13 protein-coding genes are annotated in these 18,076 nt (G+C 62.4%); 9 read left to right on the top strand and 4 right to left on the bottom strand.

Features of this window, described 5'->3' with window-relative positions; translation table 11 throughout:
• The first annotated feature begins 122 nt into the window (after window positions 1-122).
• From tamA to FE240_RS10335, 3 genes are all read left to right on the top strand, one after another.
• On the top strand, window positions 123-1,928 hold the full coding sequence (gene tamA / locus FE240_RS10345; protein ID WP_404800082.1) for an autotransporter assembly complex protein TamA: 1,806 nt from the start codon (window positions 123-125) through the stop codon (window positions 1,926-1,928).
• Window positions 1,925-5,632: an autotransporter assembly complex protein TamB gene (gene tamB, locus FE240_RS10340; RefSeq protein ID WP_193000728.1), complete on the top strand. Its 3,708-nt coding sequence runs from the start codon at window positions 1,925-1,927 to the stop codon at window positions 5,630-5,632. The genes tamA and tamB overlap by 4 nt, the downstream gene beginning before the upstream one ends.
• Window positions 5,633-5,716: 84 nt before the next feature.
• Complete coding sequence (locus tag FE240_RS10335) at window positions 5,717-6,196, top strand: VC2046/SO_2500 family protein (protein ID WP_193000726.1); 480 nt, start codon at window positions 5,717-5,719, stop codon at window positions 6,194-6,196.
• A gap of 54 nt (window positions 6,197-6,250) precedes the next feature.
• Here FE240_RS10335 and hpf read toward each other — a convergent pair whose 3' ends face one another.
• Window positions 6,251-6,613 (bottom strand): ribosome hibernation-promoting factor, HPF/YfiA family, encoded by a 363-nt coding sequence (gene hpf / locus FE240_RS10330; protein WP_193000724.1) that lies wholly within the window; start codon window positions 6,611-6,613, stop codon window positions 6,251-6,253.
• Window positions 6,614-7,221: 608 nt separating this feature from the next.
• Between hpf and FE240_RS10325 the strand changes: the two genes are divergently transcribed.
• The 5 genes from FE240_RS10325 to yciA all read left to right on the top strand — a co-directional run bounded on the left by FE240_RS10325 (window position 7,222) and on the right by yciA (window position 14,471).
• Window positions 7,222-9,813 (top strand): putative bifunctional diguanylate cyclase/phosphodiesterase, encoded by a 2,592-nt coding sequence (locus tag FE240_RS10325; protein WP_449696244.1) that lies wholly within the window; start codon window positions 7,222-7,224, stop codon window positions 9,811-9,813.
• 104 nt (window positions 9,814-9,917) lie between these two features.
• Complete coding sequence (locus FE240_RS10320) at window positions 9,918-11,813, top strand: transglycosylase SLT domain-containing protein (protein ID WP_404800020.1); 1,896 nt, start codon at window positions 9,918-9,920, stop codon at window positions 11,811-11,813.
• 167 nt (window positions 11,814-11,980) lie between these two features.
• Window positions 11,981-12,979 (top strand): LacI family DNA-binding transcriptional regulator, encoded by a 999-nt coding sequence (locus FE240_RS10315; RefSeq protein WP_193000720.1) that lies wholly within the window; start codon window positions 11,981-11,983, stop codon window positions 12,977-12,979.
• Window positions 12,980-13,221: 242 nt separating this feature from the next.
• A complete protein-coding gene (locus FE240_RS10310) occupies window positions 13,222-14,022 on the top strand; it encodes an NAD(P)H-binding protein (protein WP_193000718.1) in 801 nt (266 codons plus the stop codon).
• 44 nt (window positions 14,023-14,066) lie between these two features.
• Window positions 14,067-14,471, top strand: a complete 405-nt coding sequence (yciA, locus tag FE240_RS10305; protein ID WP_042044718.1) for an acyl-CoA thioester hydrolase YciA — start codon at window positions 14,067-14,069, stop codon at window positions 14,469-14,471.
• On the opposite strand, the gene FE240_RS10300 is transcribed toward yciA, so the two are convergent.
• Entirely contained in the window at window positions 14,468-14,686 is a 219-nt protein-coding gene (locus FE240_RS10300) for a hypothetical protein (protein WP_042044719.1), read from the bottom strand. The two genes, yciA and FE240_RS10300, sit on opposite strands and share 4 nt — an antisense overlap.
• A gap of 100 nt (window positions 14,687-14,786) precedes the next feature.
• Between FE240_RS10300 and FE240_RS10295 the strand changes: the two genes are divergently transcribed.
• Window positions 14,787-15,632: an endonuclease/exonuclease/phosphatase family protein gene (locus tag FE240_RS10295; RefSeq protein WP_193000716.1), complete on the top strand. Its 846-nt coding sequence runs from the start codon at window positions 14,787-14,789 to the stop codon at window positions 15,630-15,632.
• Between the two features lie 66 nt (window positions 15,633-15,698).
• On the opposite strand, the gene ahpF is transcribed toward FE240_RS10295, so the two are convergent.
• Window positions 15,699-17,279: an alkyl hydroperoxide reductase subunit F gene (gene ahpF, locus FE240_RS10290; RefSeq protein WP_193000714.1), complete on the bottom strand. Its 1,581-nt coding sequence runs from the start codon at window positions 17,277-17,279 to the stop codon at window positions 15,699-15,701.
• Window positions 17,280-17,364: 85 nt separating this feature from the next.
• On the bottom strand, window positions 17,365-17,931 hold the full coding sequence (gene ahpC / locus FE240_RS10285; protein ID WP_193000712.1) for an alkyl hydroperoxide reductase subunit C: 567 nt from the start codon (window positions 17,929-17,931) through the stop codon (window positions 17,365-17,367).
• Between the last annotated feature and the right edge of the window lie 145 nt (window positions 17,932-18,076).

The following is an 18,076-nucleotide window of genomic DNA, read 5'->3' as shown; positions in this document are numbered from 1 at the left end:
TTTGTGCAAGTTGCGACAGAACTGGACAAGTTTGCGACAACTCACTCATATCTCACGCGATTTACTACCTGACAGGGGCGGCTCGGCAAATCTGACTGTGCTAGCATGACCGCCTAGGCTCAATATGGGCCTGTTACAGTTCAGTCATGATGAGGATAACAAGCTTGAGCGACACGCATGCACAAAGAGGAACGCTGCGTGCCGGTACCCGGTCTGGCCATGGAGCCCTGCTGCTCCTGTGCGCCGGACTGTTGCTGGCGCCTTCTGCCTGGGCGGCCAAGATCACCTACAAGGTGGAAGGCCTCAAGGGCGAGCTCAAGGACAATGTGACGGCCTACCTCAACGGCCTGCCCACCTATCAAGATCGCCAGTTCCGGGCGGCCCGCGATCGGATCCAGGAGGCGGTGAGCCAAGGGTTACAGGCCACCGGCTACTATCAGCCGAAGATTGAGATCATCCGCCAGCGCGAGACACCGAGTAAGGTGGTGATCAAGGTCGAGAAGGGGGAGCCGGTCATCGTCACGTCCCTTGACGTGTTGCTACGTGGCGACGCCGGTCAGGACGAGGCCTACAGCCGGTTGCTCGACGACTTGCCCCTCAAGGAGGGGGAGGTGCTGCACCACGGCAAATACGAGAGCATCAAGTCGAGCCTGGGGAATCTTGGTCTGGCGCGCGGCTACTTCGATGCCCGCCTGCGCAAGAGCCAGGTCAAGGTGCTGACCGACAAGAACGAGGCGCAGATCCTCATCGTCTATGACTCGGGGCAGCGCTACCGCTACGGCGAGATCCGCTATCAGGCGACCCCAGAGGCGGTCTCGCTGATCCGCCCGCTGGTGACCATTCACAGCGGTGAGCCCTATCAGGCGCTGACCCTGGCCGACATGTCTCAGGATATCTCCTCGACCCGCCTGTTTCGTGAAAGCGAGATCCGTCCACTGGTCTCTGAGGCCGAGGACGGCGTGGTGCCGATGCAGGTGACCCTGACCCCGCGCGACAAGCACGAGATCGAGGTGGGTCTGGGCTTCTCCACCGACGAAGGGCCGCGCATGAGTGGCAGTTGGGAGAAACCCTGGATCAACCGCCACGGTCACCGCCTCAAGACCGATCTCAAGATTTCCCAACCTCAGGCCGAGCTCAGCCTCGATTACCAGATCCCGGTGGGTAACCCGCTGCAGGATTACTACTCGGTGCTGGCGGGCTTTAAGCACGAGGACTACAAGGACACCCGCTCCGATCTCAGCACCATAGGTATCCACCGCTGGAAGAAGCGGCCGGATGGCTGGGATCGCGACGTCTTCGTGCGCGCCCTTTATGAAGATTACGTACAGGGTGAGGATGCCGGTAACAGCTTGCTGCTGCTGCCGGGGGTCTCTTGGTCGCGGCTGCGCATCCGCGGCAACCTGGTGCCGGAGTGGGGCGATCGTCAGCAGTTGCTGGTCGAGGTTTCCGATACCCACTGGGGCTCGGACATGAACTTTGTGCGTACCTGGGGGCGAACCAAGTGGCTGCGCACCCTGGGTGACAACCACCGCTTCCTGCTGCGTGGCGAGCAGGGGGCCATCATCGGTGACAGCTTCGCCCAGGTGCCCTCTTCACTGCGTTTCTTCACCGGGGGCGATCAGACGGTACGTGGTTTCAGTTACGAGTCTATCTCGCCGCGCGACAGCGAGGGGCGGCTGCTCGGTGCCCGCTACATGTCGGCGGCGAGTCTCGAGTATGACTATCGCTTCAGCAACAGTTGGCTGGGGGCCCTGTTTGTCGATGGCGGGACCGCCACTAACGACTACTCCGAGGCCTGGAAGATTGGCACCGGCGCCGGGGTGCGCTGGGTGACGCCGATCGGCATGGTGCGCCTCGATCTGGCGGTGGGGATCTCGGAAGATGACAAGCCCCTGCGCCTCCATTTTGCTCTGGGACCGGATCTATGAAGTGGATAAAACAGGCCCTGTTGTGGCTGCTCGGTCTGCTCTTTTTGCTGCTCATCCTGGTCAGCCTGCTCGGCTTTACCCATGCGGGCAACCGCTTCCTGTGGCAGCAGGCCAAGGCCTCTTTGCCCCAGCTCAAGGGGGAGCTGGTGGCCGGCCAGCTTGGCTATGGCTGGACGCTCGACGATCTGGCGTGGCAGGACGAGCTGGTTGACGTGCAGGTGCGCCGGGTGGTGCTCGATTGGGATCTCGGCCAACTGCTCAAGGGGCGGCTCTGGATCAAGCGACTCGAGGCCGATCAGCCAGTGATCAAGGTGGCCGAGAGCCAGAGTGAGCCTGAGCCCGATGATGGCGAGCCCTTCGTTTGGCGTCCGCTGCCGCTGCGCATCGATGTGGATGCGTTGGCGCTGCACGGCATGCAGTTGGCCTTGCCTGACATGACGCTGGCGATCAAGGAAGGGGATATCGGCGCGCATCTGACCCGTGATGGACTGACGCTGCGCGGCCCGCGCTTAGACGGACTGCATCTGACCATGCTGCCGGCCACGACGGCGGCGGCCGCGCCAGCCCCGGCGCAACCGAATGAGCCGACCGGCCCCATCACTCTGCCCGAGGTGAAGCTTCCTTTCCCGGTGCGTATCGAGGGGCTTGAGCTGACCGACACCCAGTATCGCGATGGTGAGCTGCATGAGGTGGTCAGCCGCCTGACCCTCGATGCGGGCGCCGAGGGGGAGGTGGTCACGCTCGATGCCCTGACGCTGGCCCACGAGATGGCCGAGGCCCGCCTGAGCGGCCACCTCAGCCTTACCGGGGATTATCCGCTGGCTCTGGTGCTGGACGGCATCCTTGGTAAGGGGCTGCTGGAGGGGGAGCTCAAGGGGGAGACCCTCAAGCTGGCACTCGATGGCAGCGTGGCCGACCTGGCGCTGGCGCTGGAGGCCAAGGGGCCGGTTGCGGCCACCTTCAAGGGCAAGCTGGCGCCGCTCGATCCGGCCTTGCCGTTTGACGCCTCCCTCTCCTGGCCCGGGTTGCAGTGGCCGCTGCACAAACCGGCCGCGCAGGAGGCCAGCTATCGCCTGAAAAAAGGGAGCCTGACCGCCAAGGGATCGCTCGATGATTATCGCTTCGCGCTGGCCAGTGCCGGTGAGGGCACCGATCTGCCGCCCTTTACCCTGGATCTGAAAGGGGAGGGGGACATCAACCAGCTGCGCAAGATAAACCTGACGCTCTCGGCGCTGGAGGGTTCTCTCGGTATCGACGGCAAGCTCGGCTGGAGCAAGGGGGTGCAGTGGCAAGGCAAGGCGCAGTTTGCCAACCTCAATCCCCATGCTCTGGTGCCCGAGCTCAAGGGGGCGCTCTCGGGGCAGATTGATAGTCGCTTCAATCTCGATGAGAAGGGGGGCTGGGCGCTGGCGCTGCCGACGTTGAAGGTTGATGGCCGCCTCAACCAGTACCCGCTCTCCTTGCAAGGGGAGCTCAAGGGTAATGACAAGATGCAGTGGCAGTTGCCCGCGCTCTCCTTTACCTCGGGCCCGAACAAGGTGACGGCCCGTGGTGAGCTGCGCCCCGAGCGCTGGCAGCTCGATGCCACGCTGGCCGCCCCTCAGTTGGCGAGCCTTTATCCCGGCCTCAAGGGCGATCTCAACGGTGAGGTGCGGCTGCGCGGCAGCGAGGCTCGCCCCGAGCTGAGTGCTCAGTTGGCCGGTGAGCGTGTCTACTTCGAGGGGATTGACCTGCGCGGGGTGGCGCTCGATGGCAAGGGGACGCTGGGTGAGCAGCCCGCAGGTGAGGTGAAGCTCAATGTGGCCTCCCTCAAGCAGGAGGGGGTCGAGCTGAGCGAGCTGGCGTTGGCCCTGCAAGGGGATGCGCCGCGTCACACCCTCACCCTTGGTTTTAAGGGGGAGCCGGTGGCGAGCCAGCTGCGCCTTGAGGGGGGGCTCACCAAAGAGCTCTGGCGTGGCCGCCTGACCCAGCTTGATCTTGACACGCCGCTGCGCCGCTGGGGGCTCAAGCAGCCCTGGGCTCTCGATGTGAATACCCAGACTCTGCTGGCTCGTCTCGGTGAGCTCTGCCTCACTTCGCGTGGCGCCGATCTCTGCCTGCATGAAGGGCAGGCCTCACCGCAGCAAGGGAGCCTTAATCTCACGCTGGCCAACTTCAACCTGAGCCGGCTGCGCCCTTGGCTGCCTGACAACTTCCAGTGGCAAGCGGTGCTCTCGGCCGATGCCCGTGCCAGTTGGAAGGGGGATCAGCACGAGCTGCATGCCAGGGTCAGCACCCCGCCCGGCACGCTGGTGACCGACGACATCAAGACCCCTTATCGCACCTTGGCGCTGGCGGTGGACATGGACTCGCGCCAGGCGAAGATCGATGTCGAGTTCGATTCGGAGCAGCTCGGTGGCCTGCGCACTCAGGTCGAGGTACGCGATCCGCAGGGGCGTGGTCAGTTGGGCGGGCAGTTGCTGCTGCGCGATCTGAAACCGGATGCCTTTGCGCCGCTTATCCCCGAGGTGCGCGAGCTAAAAGGGGTGTTGGCCGGTCAGGCCCGCTTTGACGGCACCCTCAAGCGCCCACTGCTCTATGGAGAGCTGCGGCTGCGGGATGGGGAGGTGCAGACCACCTCGGACATGGTGACCCTGACCAAGCTCGATACCCGGCTGCGCATTGAAGGGGAGCGCGCCGATATCGACGGCAAGGTGCTGGTGGGTAAGGGGCCGCTCAATCTGGGGGGCTCCCTGAGCTGGGCCAGCCAGCCCATGGTGGGCCGCCTGACCATACAGGGCTCCAACCTCGAGGCGCAGTACCCCGGAATGGGGCGCCTGCGGGTGACCCCTGACATCCAGGTGAGCCTTGGCGAGCAGACCGAAGTGACCGGTACCATCACGGTGCCGTGGGCCCGGATCGTGGTCAAGAGCCTGCCAGAGAGCGCGGTCAGCCTCTCCGATGACGTGGTGATCGTGCGTGATGACGCCCCCCTGCTGCCGGAGGCTGCGGCGCTGCCGCTTAAGTTGCGGATGCAGGTGGCGATCGGCCCTGATGTGCAGCTCGATGCCATGGGGCTTCGCACCAAGTTGGTGGGCCAGTTGCGCCTGAGCCAGGACGAGGGCAAGCCGCTGGCGGGGCGGGGGGAGATCGTGCTCAACGATGGCCGCTTCCTCGCTTACGGGCAGAACTTGTTGATCAAAGAGGGCAAGATCACCTTCGGCGGGCCGCTCGATCAGCCTTACCTGAACGTGGATGCGATCCGTAATCCGAGCACGGTGGAGGACAACGTCACCGTCGGGGTCAAGGTGACCGGACTGGCCAGCAAGCCCAAGCTGACCGTGTACTCGGACCCGACCATGTCGGAGTCGGAGCGTCTTTCCTACCTGCTGCGCGGCAAGGGGCTGCAAACCAGCGGTGAGGATGGCGGTTTCAACGGCCTGCTGGTGGCGGGGGCGGTTGGTCAGGCCAATGGCGTGGTCTCGGACATTGGGGAAACCCTGGGGCTGAGCGATGTCTCGCTCGATACGGCCGGCAGCGGAGATGACACCCAGGTGACCCTCTCGGCCTATCTGTTGCCGGGCTTGCAGTTGCAATACGGGGTCGGGGTGTTCAGCCCGATTGCCGAGTTCAAGCTGCGCTACGAGCTGATGCCCCGCCTTTACTTGCAGGCGGTGACCGGACTGGCCCAAGCGGTCGATATCTTCTACCGCTTCGAGCTGTGACCCATGAGGGAGGCCTAGGCCTCCCTCAACTTTCTGTGGCGCCGGCCGATAGCTAGGACAGGTTCCTCAGCGGCGTAGCCATCGATGTCCACCTCTTCGCTTCACTTTCCCCTTATCGACGAGCGCCGGCTTGGCGAGCACCTCAATGGCTCCTTGCAGCAAGGGGACAGGGCGGATTTTCGGCTCTGGCTCTCTTTACTCAACCCGCGCATCGACGAGCAGCCTTGGATTGGGGAGGCGCCTCGCTCGCCTGAGCCCGCCATCGACTGGCGAGCGCGCTTTGAGCTGCCCCCGAGGGCGGCGTTGCAGGGGGAAGATAGCCTGGCGTCGCAGGCGCTGGGACGGATGCTGCACGCAGGGACGCTAAGTGATCTGCGTCTGGCGCTGGCGTTGTGGCCAGCGCCACTGTGCGCTCCGACGCCTATGTTGCCGGCCGATGTGGAAGATAACGTGCCACCCCATGCCCGCGCCAGACTGGCGGGGGCGGTGCAGGAGAGAGAGGGGGAGGTGTGCGATCCGGTATTGCTGCTCAAGGTGGTGGAGGGATTGTCACTGGCGGCGTAGCGCTCAGACATGAAAAAGGGGCGGATTGCTCCGCCCCTTCCCCGTCATGTTCAATTATTCGATGATTTCCGTCTCTTCTACATCGGCATCGACATCGCTACGGCACTGATCTTTACCAGAGCGGAGCCCGCGATGGGCATTGGGCTTGTCGATATGACGATTCAGTTGGCGTTCCAGCTTCTGGCCCATTTCGGTGACGGCAGCGTAGAGATCCTCATGCTCGGCCTGGGCAAACAGGGTACCGTGGGGAATCCCGGTGGTGGCTTCAACGACGTAGATCTGACCCTCCTTGCGAATAACCACGCTGGGGTTGATAAGGGGTACCTGCAGACGCTCGAGCTTGTCAAAACGAGTTTCAATGCGCTCGCGGATGGCCGGGGTAATTTCGATGATACGGCTGTTCACTGCTACTTTCATAAAACCCCCTTTGGGTCGTCTTGCTTCTCTTGTACGTCTTCAGATTACCCCCTTGGTTTCTTAAAAACATGATCAAAATCAAAATTAATGCCCAAGCAGGGGGACGCAGCTGGCAACTGTGATCCCGGCGGGCATTCGCTGGAAAAACTGCTTGAGCTTGCCGGATCGGGCAGGCAAACTGGGAAAAGTAGATCGATTCTGTCCCTGTGGCAGCGTCTTCTCTCGACCTGTTTCAGGTCTTCTTTCATTCGATCCGAGCCGATGTGTCAACCTGATCCTGGATCAGTCCGTTGGCCCGTGACCCGTTGTACGGGCAAAGCAGTCCGGGGTTATACATGAGTGTCCATGCCACTCGCTTGACGTGGTTTTTCGATGGGGTAAAGGGAGCCGGCCTCTGGTCTCCTGATACCGTGGCACACGCATTGGGATCGGCCTTGCCCGATACGCGGGCCTTGCAGGCGCTGGCGCGTCAGGCGCTACAAGCCGGTCACTCGCTTGCCGCCTCTCTGCCCTCCCGCCTAGGGGACGCGTTGGACGTAACCGCGCAGCCCTGTGGTGCGGATGCGGCGCTACTTCACCTTGATGTGACCCCCCTCTGTGCAGCCGGCATGGCGCCGCTGGAGCAGGTTCAATCCCTGCTGGCGCTAAGCTGCGAGCTGTCGCGGCAAAAGCACCTCGGCGAGGTCTGGGCGGTGCTCACCTCCTGGCTGCATCAAGCCGGAGCCGGTCGTTGCCAGCTCTGGCTGGGAGAGACGCAGTTACAACGGCGCCTAGATACGGCGCAGGCCCCTCCTGCCACCCTGAAGACGCAAGAGCATGAGGCCTTGCTTGCCCTGCTGCGCCAGCCCACCCCGCTGCTGCTGCCGGCGGCGCACCCGCTGGCGGCCCGGCTCCCCTCCCTGTGCCAGGGAGAGATGACGCTCTGGTTACCGGTCGCACTGACCCAAGGGGGGATGGCTCTGCTGCTGTGTGAGTGGAACGAGCCGCAGGCTCCGGCCACCTTGAGCCACATGGCGCTACTTGCCAGCCTCACTACCTTGCTGCGTCATACGCTGGATCGGGAGCGCACCCATGGTCTGGAGCTGGACAGCCATCGCCGGTCACAGCAAGTTGAGCGCGTCTCGCAGGCGCTGTCGGCCCGTACCGGCATGGAGTTTCTCGATGCGCTGATCAACCAACTGCTGGTGACGTTCAGCCTGGACGGTGCATGGCTGGCTGAGCGCAGCGGGCATGGCCGAGCGCGCCTGCTGGTCGGCAGGGGCGAGCACCCGGATCAGGATTACCCGCTGGTGGACAGTCTGTGCGAGCCGGTCTATCTCGGCCAACCCGTGCTGACGCCGCTGGCAGCGGCGCGCTACTACTACGGGCTGCCACTGCATAACGGCCATGGCATGGTGTGCGGTCATCTCGCCTTGGTCGGATCGGATGCCTCGCGCCTGCCCGATATCGAGTCGCTGCTACAGACTCTCTCGAGCCGGATTGCGGCCGAGCTGGAGCGCTTGCAGGTCGAGGCGCAGCTGCGTCTCTCTGCCGTGGCGTTCGAGACTCACGAGGGGATCATCATCACCGATCCCGCCTTCACCATATTGCGGGTCAACAAGGCGTTCACCCAGATCACCGGCTACGAGAGCCGCGAGGTGCTCGGTTGTGTGCTCGGGGAGGGGATATGGCAGCGCGGTGGGCTCGATTATCGGCTCGATCACCTCAACCGCTGGCAAGGGGAGACCGAGCGGCAACGGCGTGATGGCAGCAGCTGTGCCCAGTGGGAGAGAGTGACGCCGGTACCGGATGAGCGCGGTCACATCACCCATTTTGTCATCTGCTTTGAAGACATCTCCGAGCGCAAAGCCGCCCAGCGCACGATCCAGGATCTCGCCTATTACGACGAACTGACCGGCCTGCCCAATCGCAGGCAGTTGCAGGAGTCATTGGCCGGCGCCTTTGAGCAGGCCAAACAGAGCGAGAGCATCGGAGCCCTGCTGTTTATCGATCTGGATCACTTCAAGACCATCAATGACTCGCTCGGCCACGCCACCGGGGATTGGCTGCTGCGCCAGGTGGCCGACCGGTTGCAGCGGTTGATCCGCCAGGAGGATATCCTGGCCCGCCTCGGCGGCGATGAATTCGTGCTGCTGTTGCCGCGCCTGTCGACCAGCCCGCCGCAGGCCGAGATGCAGGCTGATCTCATCGGCGAACGGCTGATTGCCGAGCTCTCCACTCCCTATCCCTTTGAGGGGCAGTCGCTACACATCGGTGCCAGCGTCGGCATCACCCTGTTCCCGGGGCGGGATCAGTCGGTCGATGATCTGCTCAAGCAGGCCGATACCGCCATGTATCAGGCCAAGTCGGCTGGACGGCGAACCCTGCGCTTTTTCGACAGCTCGATGCAGTTGCAGGCCGATCGCCGCCTGCTTATCAACAATGAGCTGCGCTCGGCCCTCGATAACAATGAGTTGCTGCTTTATTACCAGCCGCAGCAGATGGTCGAGGGGGGGGAGCTCATCGGCGTTGAGGCGCTGCTGCGCTGGCAATCGCCAGGACGGGGGATGATCTCGCCGGCCGAGTTCATCCCGATCGCCGAGGAGACCGATCTCATCGTCGACATCGGCTACTGGGTTCTGTTGCAAGCCTGCCACCAGTTTGTGGCCTGGCAGGAGGCCGGGCTGCACATTCCGCAACTGTCGGTCAACGTGAGTGCCAAGCAGTTCCATGCGCCTGATTTTGTGGAGCGGGTATACGAGGCGCTGGCGATCACCGGCATGGAGCCCACCTGTCTTAATCTGGAGATCACCGAGTCGGTGGTGCTGGGTCATGCCGAAGACACCATCCAGAAGATGGCGGAGCTCAAGGCGCTGGGCATCAGCTTTGCCATCGATGACTTTGGGGCGGGCTACTCGTCACTCAGTTACCTCAAGCGCCTGCCGGCCGACGAGCTCAAGATCGATCGCTCCTTCATCCAAGACATCCCCCACGATGCGGACAACATGGCGATCGTCGAGGCGGTGCTGGCGATGGCCCGCCACATGGGATTTAGCGTGACGGCGGAAGGGGTGGAGTCGCGCCAGCAGTTGGCCTTTTTGCAGGCGCAGGGGTGTAACTTCTATCAGGGGTTCCTGGCCTCCAAGCCGTTACCGGAGGCCAACCTCAGGCACTATGTTGGCCGCCTTGCCGAGCGGCGTGCGGCGCTGCTCGATACCTAATGCGAAATCTGTTCATCCCAAGTCAGGGAGTTGGATAGAATAATGCGACCTTTTACGTTTGTTGGTGGCAGCAGGATGCTGTCGCCCCTGCCGGAGTGCTCTCGTTGAAAGCTGTGGTCGCCTTTACGCTCTGTGTCCTGGCCTTGCCGGCCCTGGGTCAAACTCTGGAGCAGTCGCTGTATCGTCAAGCGCACGATGCGGTGCGTGCCAATGACATGGATCGCTTCTACCAATTGCGCTCCCGTCTGACTCACTACCCGCTGCTGCCCTATCTCGACTACTACCGCTTGGCGTTTCGTCCCGGTCAGGCCGATTACGGCGAAGTGACCGGTTTTATCCGCCAGCACGGGGATACTCCCCAATCCAATCGGCTCGAGCGCAGCTACCTGCAATATCTGGCCGATAGCGGCCAGTGGAGCACCTTCCTGCATTTCTATCCCAAGGAGCCGAGCTCGACTGGGCTGCGCTGCCTGCATTACGAGGCCAAGTATCACACCGGGCAGCGCAATGAGGCGCTGCGCGCCGCAGGCCAGATCTGGATGAGCGGTGAGTCACGTCCCGATGCCTGTGACAGCCTGTTCAAGCTCTGGCAACAGGCGGGGCTGCGCAGTACCGACAAGGTGTGGCAGCGCATGACCCTGGCCTTTGCCGAGGGGAACGGCAACCTGATCCGCCATCTGATGCCGGCGCTGGGCAGCAGCCAGGGGGATGGACAGTTGCTGCTCGACACCTTCGAGCGCCCCGCCAAGGTCAGCAATCCGGCCAGCTATGGCAGCGCTGGCAAGGGGCGCCAGGCACTGCTGCTCGGCCTGACCCGCTATGCCAATGAGGATGCGGAGCGGGCTATCTCGCTGCTGACCGATTATCGCAGCCGTTATCACTTGAGCGCGGCCGAGACGGCGCCGGTTGAGCGGGCTGCCGCCCGCCGATTGCTGCTCGATCGCGCCCTGTTCCAACGCGATTGGGTCGATGCGACGGTGCGCCGGCTCAAAGAGCCTGAGCTGCTCGAGCTGCGCGCCCGCTTGGCGCTGTGGGAGCTCAACTGGGCCCAGCTCGGTGAGTGGGTCAAGTTGATGCCGATGGAGCTGCAAAAGAGCGACCGCTGGCGTTATTGGCAGGCGCGCGCATTGGCCGAGCGGGGCCAGCAGCAGCCGGCCCATGCTCTGTTCCAGGAGACCGCCAACCTGCGCGGCTTTTATGGCTTCATGGCGGCGCAGCGCATCGGGGTGCCCTACCGGCTCAAAAATGAGCAGGTGGGGGCCGTGCCGGCTTGGCCATCGGCGGTGAAGCAGTGGCCTTTCCTGGCCCGGGTGCGCGAACTCAAGGCGATGCAGGATCTCACCGGGGCGCGCGCCGAGTGGGTGCACAACCTCGATCGCAGCAGCTATCAACAGAAACTCACCTTCGCCGCCCTGGCCGAACAGCAGGGGTGGCATGACCTTGGCATTCTGGCCACCATCCGCGCCGAGGCGTGGGACGCGCTCGATCTGCGCTTCCCCATGCCGCTGCGGCCCACCTTTGACCGGGTGGCGCGCGAACACGGCATGGAGTCGACCCTGCTCTACGCCATCTCGCGTCAGGAGAGCGCCATGTATCCGCTGGCCCAGTCGCCGGTCGGCGCACGCGGTCTGATGCAACTGATGCCGGCTACCGCCCGCCACACCGCTGGCAAGGTGGGTTACCCCTATCGCAATGAGCAGCAGCTGTTTGATCCCGAGGTGAACATTCAGCTCGGCAGCGCCTACTTGAGGGGGCTGCTCGACAACTACAACGGCAACCGGGTCTTTGCCGCCGCCGCCTACAATGCGGGGCCGGGACGGGTCGCCCGCTGGCGGGCCCAGAGTTCGGGCAAGCCTATCGATGTGTGGGTGGAGGGGATCCCGTTTCGGGAGACCCGCAACTATGTGCAGAATGTGCTCTCGTTCAATCTGATCTATCAACACAAGAGCAACCGGGCACCCCAGCTGTTTAGCCAGCAGGAATTGCAAGGACGATATTGAGCAAGAGACGCTCTGGGGGCAGTAAGAAGCGACGGATCAAGCCGCGAGCATGTTCTGATAATCATTTTTTCAGTGCATTCATGGCGTTGAGATGATCTTGACCAGACTTGTCGCTGCCGGTTCAGGTATACTGGCCCCCATGACGGATCCCAGATAAGGATTTGAGTGTGGCAACGATCAAAGATGTTTCCCGATTGGCCAATGTGTCGATCTCGACCGTATCCCGGGTTATCAACAACACGGCTCAGGTGGCGCCAGAGAAGCGAGAAGCTGTGCTGGCCGCCATGAAGGAGCTGAATTTCCGTCCCAACAGCTTTGCCCAGGCGCTGGTGAGCAAACGTTCCAATTGCGTCGGCGTGCTGGTGGGCGATCTCTGTGGTGGCCCCTTCTTCGCCCAGATGATGCGCGGTGTGGAGCGGGTGGTGGATGCCAGCAACAAGTTCACCATCGTCATGTCCGGCAACCATGAAGAGGATCGTGAGCGCCATGCCATTCAGGCGCTGCAACAGCGGCAGTGTGATGCGCTGATCCTGCACAGCAAGGCGTTGCCGGATGAAGAGTTGGCCGAGTTGGCCGCCGGCGACACCCCGGTGGTGTTCATCAACCGCCTGATCCCTGGCGTTGAGGATCGCTGCGTCTGGTTCGATAACCGGGCCGGCATCATGACCGCCTGCCAGCATCTGATCGACAAGGGGCATCGCCGTATCGCCTTCATCACCTCGGATGACGAGATCTTCGTCGATGGTCAGCAGCGGATGCGCGGCTATCGCGAGACCCTGGCCAACGCGGGCATCGACTATGACGAGGCGCTGGTGGGCAAGGGGTATGCCGACGAGCAAGGGGGCTATGTCGCCATGGCCTCGCTGCTGGAGCGGGGAGTCGACTTCACCGCCGTGCTGGGGTTCAACGATGGTATGGTGGCCGGCGCCATCTCCTGCCTGCTGGAGCATGGCTACCAGATCCCGAGCCAGGTATCGGTGGTCGGGTTCGATGATATTCCCTATGCCCGCTACACCTACCCCAAGCTGACCACCGTCAGGTATCCCATCGAAGAGATGGGCGAGCGCGCCGCCGATTTGGCCATGGCATTGCTTGATGGGCGTGGTGAGGAGCGGCTTGAGCGCAAGTTTGAGCCAGAACTCATCGTGCGCGAATCGGTCGCCTGATCCGAAGGCGCTTTCGGGCGCCTTATTTCTGCGCTTAAATTTGAAAGCGATTTCAGAAATCATTTTCAAACGTGATCGGCTTCAAAGCTTTTTATAGGCAGGGGCTCTAGGATAGGCTCCACGAATTAGGAGCTTGTGCTCCCGATTTTCCCGCTGTGGGAAGTATCTGGATGTCCAGCTATTTCCTTCGTTACTTTCGACGGTCATCATGGATGACCGTTTTTTTTTGCCTGGAGTCAGAGATGGGACGTATTGGCATCGTGGGGGCCGGCTGGCTGGGGGAGCCCCTGGCGCACACCTTGCTGGCGCGGGGAGAGACGGTGGTGGCAACCACGACCGACCCCAGCAAACAGGCCAGGCTGGCCGGGGAGGGGATAGAGACCCACCTGCTGCACGCCGATGAGGCGGGCGCATGGCCGCTCGGCCAGTGCGATTCCCTGGTTATTACCCTGCCTCCGAGCCGGGTGGCCGATTACCCGCAGGCGATCGCCCGCCTGTGCGCGCAGGCGCGCCAGCATGGGGTGACGCGGCTACTGCTCATCGGGGCCACCTCGGTCTATCGCCCTGGGCAGAGCGAGGAGGACGCGCCTGCCGGCGAGGGGGAGCGGGCTTTGCGTCTGCTGCGTGCCGAACAGGCGGCGCGGGGGAGTGGCATAGCGCAGGTGGTGGTGCTGCGCGCGGCTGGGCTCTATGGGCCAGGACGCCATCCCGGCCGTTTCCTCGCCGGGCGCGAATGTCATGGCGGCGCCCAGGCCGTGAATCTGGTGCACCTCGATGATGTGGTGGCGGCCTGCATACTGCTGCTTGAGTCCACGGCGCGCCGATTTGCCTATGTAGTGAGCGCCCCGGTCCATCCTTGCCGCGCGGACTTCTATGAGCAGGCGGCCCGGGTGCTGGGCCTTGCGCCGCCACGTTTCGTTGCGCCACAGGGGGAGTACCTGCCGTTGAGCGGAAAGGCACTGTGCGATGAGCTCGGTTTTGTGTATCGCTGGCCGGATCCGCAGGCTTGGCTTGGGTACGATGCGGTTTGCCAAGGGGGCTAGCGGCCTCTATCATGCCGCCCATCCATCCTAGCGGAGCAGTAAGAATGGTTGATGCAGTACGATACCCGGACGGCGATCTGCTGTTGCGGACCCTGGCCATGCCGGCCGACACCAATGCCAACGGCGATATCTTCGGCGGTTGGATCATGTCCCAGATGGATATAGGGGGCGGTATTTTGGCCAAGGAGCTGGCGCGGGGGCGGATCTGCACCGTCTCGATAGAAGGGATGACCTTCCACCACCCCATCAAGGTCGGCGACGTGGTCTGCTGTTATGGGCGCTGCCAGCGTATTGGTCGCAGCTCGATGCAGATCAAGCTGGAGGTGTGGGTCAAGCCGGTGCTGCGCGAGAACGAGGCGCAGCGCTACTGCGTCACCGAAGGGGTCTTCAACTATGTGGCCATCGACGAGCTGGGGCGCCCGCGGGCTGTGCCGCAGGCCGTCGCCTAGAGGGGATGGGCGCTGATGATGGAGATCGCTTCATCGAACCCGCCCTTTTGCCGTATCATGAGCTCCAGCATCTGCTCTGAGCCGATGCAGCGCTGCTGATCAAACAGACAGAGATCGCCCTGAACGTCACGCATGATGAGATAGGGCAGAGTCAGCTCGATATGCTGGTTGATGCCATATCGGTTGAGATAGTGAATCCGGTAGTGGTAGGCCATGGGGCATCTCCCTGTGCTGTCACAAAGCTATGAGCCTAGCCGTTTTTTTGCCCTCTTCCTGCCCATGGCGGGCAGAAAGAACAGAGATGGTTGTCCGCTAATGAAAAAAAGCTATCGCATCGTAGGAACGTCCCTGCTCGCTCTGGGGCTGGTGGGGTGTTTTGAGGTGCCCGAGCAGGGCTACTTCGTGACTGCAACCGGGGTCGTGGATGGCGTTGAGTGCGCCCGTCCTCCCTTGGTGGCGTTGGCGAACCGGGCGCTGCCGCAAGAGTTCAGCCTCACGGTGTGGAACCTGTTCAAGGGGCAGCGCAAGGATTGGCTGGAGGGGATGGATCGCTTCGTCAAGGAGCGGGATCTGGTGCTGCTGCAAGAGACGCGCACCAGCCCTGAGCTGTTGCAGTGGCTGCGCCAGGATAACTACGAGTGGCAGCAGTTGCAGGCCTTCACCCAGGGCAGCAGTTCGTTCGGGGTGATGACGGCCTCCAAGACGCCCCAAGCGTTCGTCTGTGGCGTGCGCTCACCCGAGCCCTTCATCCGTATCCCCAAGTCGGGGCTGGTCAGCCTCTATCCGCTACAGGGAGACCCTGACGGAGTCATGGTGATCAACCTGCACGCGGTGAACTTCGAGCTCGGCATGGCCGGTTTTCGCGAGCAACTGCGCGAGCTGACCGCGCTGGTGCACCAGCATCAGGGGCCGGTGATCCTGGCCGGTGACTTCAATACCTGGAGTGACAAGCGTCAGCGCTGGGTAGATGATCTGGTGAGCGATCTCTCCCTTAGCGAGGCCATTCCTGTGCCGGATCTGCGCCGTACCGCCTTTGGCCGCCCGCTCGATCACCTCTATTACCGCAACCTCGATCTGGTCGAGGTGAGCGCCCCGCAGACCACGGCGTCGGATCACAACCCGATCCTGGCGCGCTTTCGGGCGCAGAAGCTGACCCCCTGAGGGGCATCATCCATTCGCACATAAAAAAAGCCGACGCATTGCGTCGGCTTTTTGCATCAGATGACCTTAGGCGGTCACGGCCTCGGCCTGCTCGCTCACCGGTGCCGGGGTGCGGATCAGGTAGTCAAAGGCGCTCAGGGCGGCGGTGGCGCCGGAGCCCATGGAGATGATGATCTGCTTGTAGGGGGCCGTGGTGGCGTCCCCTGCGGCAAACACGCCCGGCATAGAGGTGGTGCCCTTGGCATCGATCTCAATCTCACCGAAGCGGGTCAGGGTGACGTCGGTGCCCTTGAGGAACTCGGTGTTGGGCACCAAGCCAATCTGGACGAAGATACCGGCCAGTTCGACCTGCTTGATGTCGCCCGTGGTGCGATCTTCGTAAGTCAGTCCGGTCACCTTGTTGCCATCCCCCAGTACCTCGGTGGTACGGGCGCTCATGATGATGTCGACGTTGGGCAGGGAGCGGGCCTTCTGTTGCAACACCTCGTCGGCGCGCAGGGTATCGGCGAACTCCAGCACGGTGACGTGCTCGACGATACCGGCCAAGTCGATGGCCGCCTCGATACCGGAGTTACCGCCACCCACCACGGCCACTCGCTTGCCCTTGAAGAAGGGACCGTCGCAATGGGGGCAATACGCCACGCCCTTGGTGCGGTACTCCACTTCGCCCGGCACGTTCAGATCGCGCCAGCGGGCACCGGTGGCCAGGATCACCGAACGGCTCTTGAGGGTGGCACCGGAGGCCAGATCCACCTCGACGTAGTCGCCCTTCTTCACGGTAGCGGCACGCTGCTCGGTGATGATATCAACGCCATACTGCTTGACGTGCTGCTCGAGGCTGGCAGCCAGCTTGGGGCCCTCGGTATAGGGTACGGAGATGAAGTTCTCAATGCCCATGGTATCCATCACTTGGCCCCCGAAACGTTCGGCCAGAATGGCGGTACGGATCCCCTTGCGGGCGGCGTAGACGGCCGCAGCAGCACCGGCCGGGCCACCGCCCACTACCAGCACGTCATAGGGCTCGCGCTCGCTCAGCTCGGCTGCTTTACGCTCGGCGGCGCCGCTGTCGACCTTGGCGAGGATCTCTTCCAACGTGATGCGCCCTTGGCTGAACGGCTGACCGTTCAGGTAGACGTTCGGCACGGCCATGATCTGGCGCTCGTTAACCTCATCTTGGAACAGGGCGCCGTCGATCATCACGTGGCTGATGTTCGGGTTGAGGGTCGCCATCAGGTTCAGGGCCTGCACCACGTCCGGGCAGTTGTGGCAGGAGAGCGAGATATAGGTCTCGAAGTGGAACTCACCCTTGAGGTTCTTGATCTGCTCCAGCACGGCCGGATCGGTCTTGGAGGGGTGACCGCCGTTTTGCAGCAGGGCCAGCACCAGTGAGGTGAACTCATGACCCATGGGAATGCCGGCAAAGTGAACGCGCGGCGCCTGCCCTTGGGGGGCGATGCTCATGGAAGGCTTGCGATCGGCATTACCCTGGGTCAGGGAAATTTTGGGCGACATCTCGCTGATCTCGCGGGCCAGGGCCTGCAGTTCGGCGGACTTGTCGCTGTCGTTGCCGGACACGCTGATCTCAATCGGATGGACTATGTACTGCAGATAGGTGTTCAGCTGTTGCTTGAGGTTGGTATCCAACATCTTCAAAGTTCCTTATATCAAGATTCAGTGAGCCGGAAATGGAACCGGCCCATATTCGGGCCGGTCACATGGGATGCAGGGAGACTTAAATCTTGCCTACCAGATCCAGGGACGGGGCCAGAGTGGCTTCGCCTTCCTTCCACTTGGCCGGGCAAACTTCACCCGGGTGGGAGGCAACGTACTGGGCAGCCTTGACCTTGCGCAGCAGCTCCAGAGCGTCACGGCCGATACCGCCGGCGTTGATTTCAACGATCTGGATGACACCTTGCGGGTCGATGACGAAGGTACCACGGTCAGCCAGGCCGGCCTCTTCGATCATCACGCCGAAGTTGCGGGTGATGGCGCCGGTCGGGTCACCGATCATCGGATACTGGATCTTCTGGATGGTGTCAGAAGTGTCGTGCCAGGCCTTGTGGGTGAAGTGAGTGTCGGTAGAGACGGAGTAGATCTCGACGCCCAGCTTCTGGAATTCAGCGTAGTTGTCGGCGAGATCGCCCAGCTCGGTCGGGCAGACGAAGGTGAAGTCAGCCGGGTAGAAGAAGACGACGGACCACTTGCCCTTCAGGTCGGCATCAGAGACGTCGATGAACTTGCCATTGTGGTAGGCGGTGGCGTTGAACGGCTTGATTTCGGTGTTGATGTAGGTGGACATTCGCGATGCTCCTTGGTCAATGTCTCTCGGTGATTTCTGCTCTTGGTTGGCATTGCTGCCTAACTGGTTGTCACTATAGCGACTTCAGATAATCGATTAAAGCGCTAAAACTCTATCGATTAAATCAGTTTTTTAGATTAACCCA

Origin of the sequence: Aeromonas simiae (assembly GCF_014892695.1) — a bacterium.
Lineage (GTDB): Bacteria > Pseudomonadota > Gammaproteobacteria > Enterobacterales > Aeromonadaceae > Aeromonas > Aeromonas simiae.
The sequence above is the reverse complement of the archived record's forward strand: the minus strand, read 5'-3'. Positions and strand labels throughout refer to the sequence as shown.

Coding starts and splice junctions, on each gene's coding strand:
- FE240_RS10295 (WP_193000716.1), top strand. CDS start 14,787: ATGAAAAAAAGCTATCGCATCGTAGGAACGTCCCTGCTCGCTCTGGGG.
- FE240_RS10335 (WP_193000726.1), top strand. CDS start 5,717: ATGTCCACCTCTTCGCTTCACTTTCCCCTTATCGACGAGCGCCGGCTT.
- yciA (WP_042044718.1), top strand. CDS start 14,067: ATGGTTGATGCAGTACGATACCCGGACGGCGATCTGCTGTTGCGGACC.
- ahpF (WP_193000714.1), bottom strand. CDS start 17,279: ATGTTGGATACCAACCTCAAGCAACAGCTGAACACCTATCTGCAGTAC.
- tamB (WP_193000728.1), top strand. CDS start 1,925: ATGAAGTGGATAAAACAGGCCCTGTTGTGGCTGCTCGGTCTGCTCTTT.
- FE240_RS10310 (WP_193000718.1), top strand. CDS start 13,222: ATGGGACGTATTGGCATCGTGGGGGCCGGCTGGCTGGGGGAGCCCCTG.
- FE240_RS10325 (WP_449696244.1), top strand. CDS start 7,222: ATGGCGCCGCTGGAGCAGGTTCAATCCCTGCTGGCGCTAAGCTGCGAG.
- ahpC (WP_193000712.1), bottom strand. CDS start 17,931: ATGTCCACCTACATCAACACCGAAATCAAGCCGTTCAACGCCACCGCC.
- FE240_RS10300 (WP_042044719.1), bottom strand. CDS start 14,686: ATGGCCTACCACTACCGGATTCACTATCTCAACCGATATGGCATCAAC.
- hpf (WP_193000724.1), bottom strand. CDS start 6,613: ATGAAAGTAGCAGTGAACAGCCGTATCATCGAAATTACCCCGGCCATC.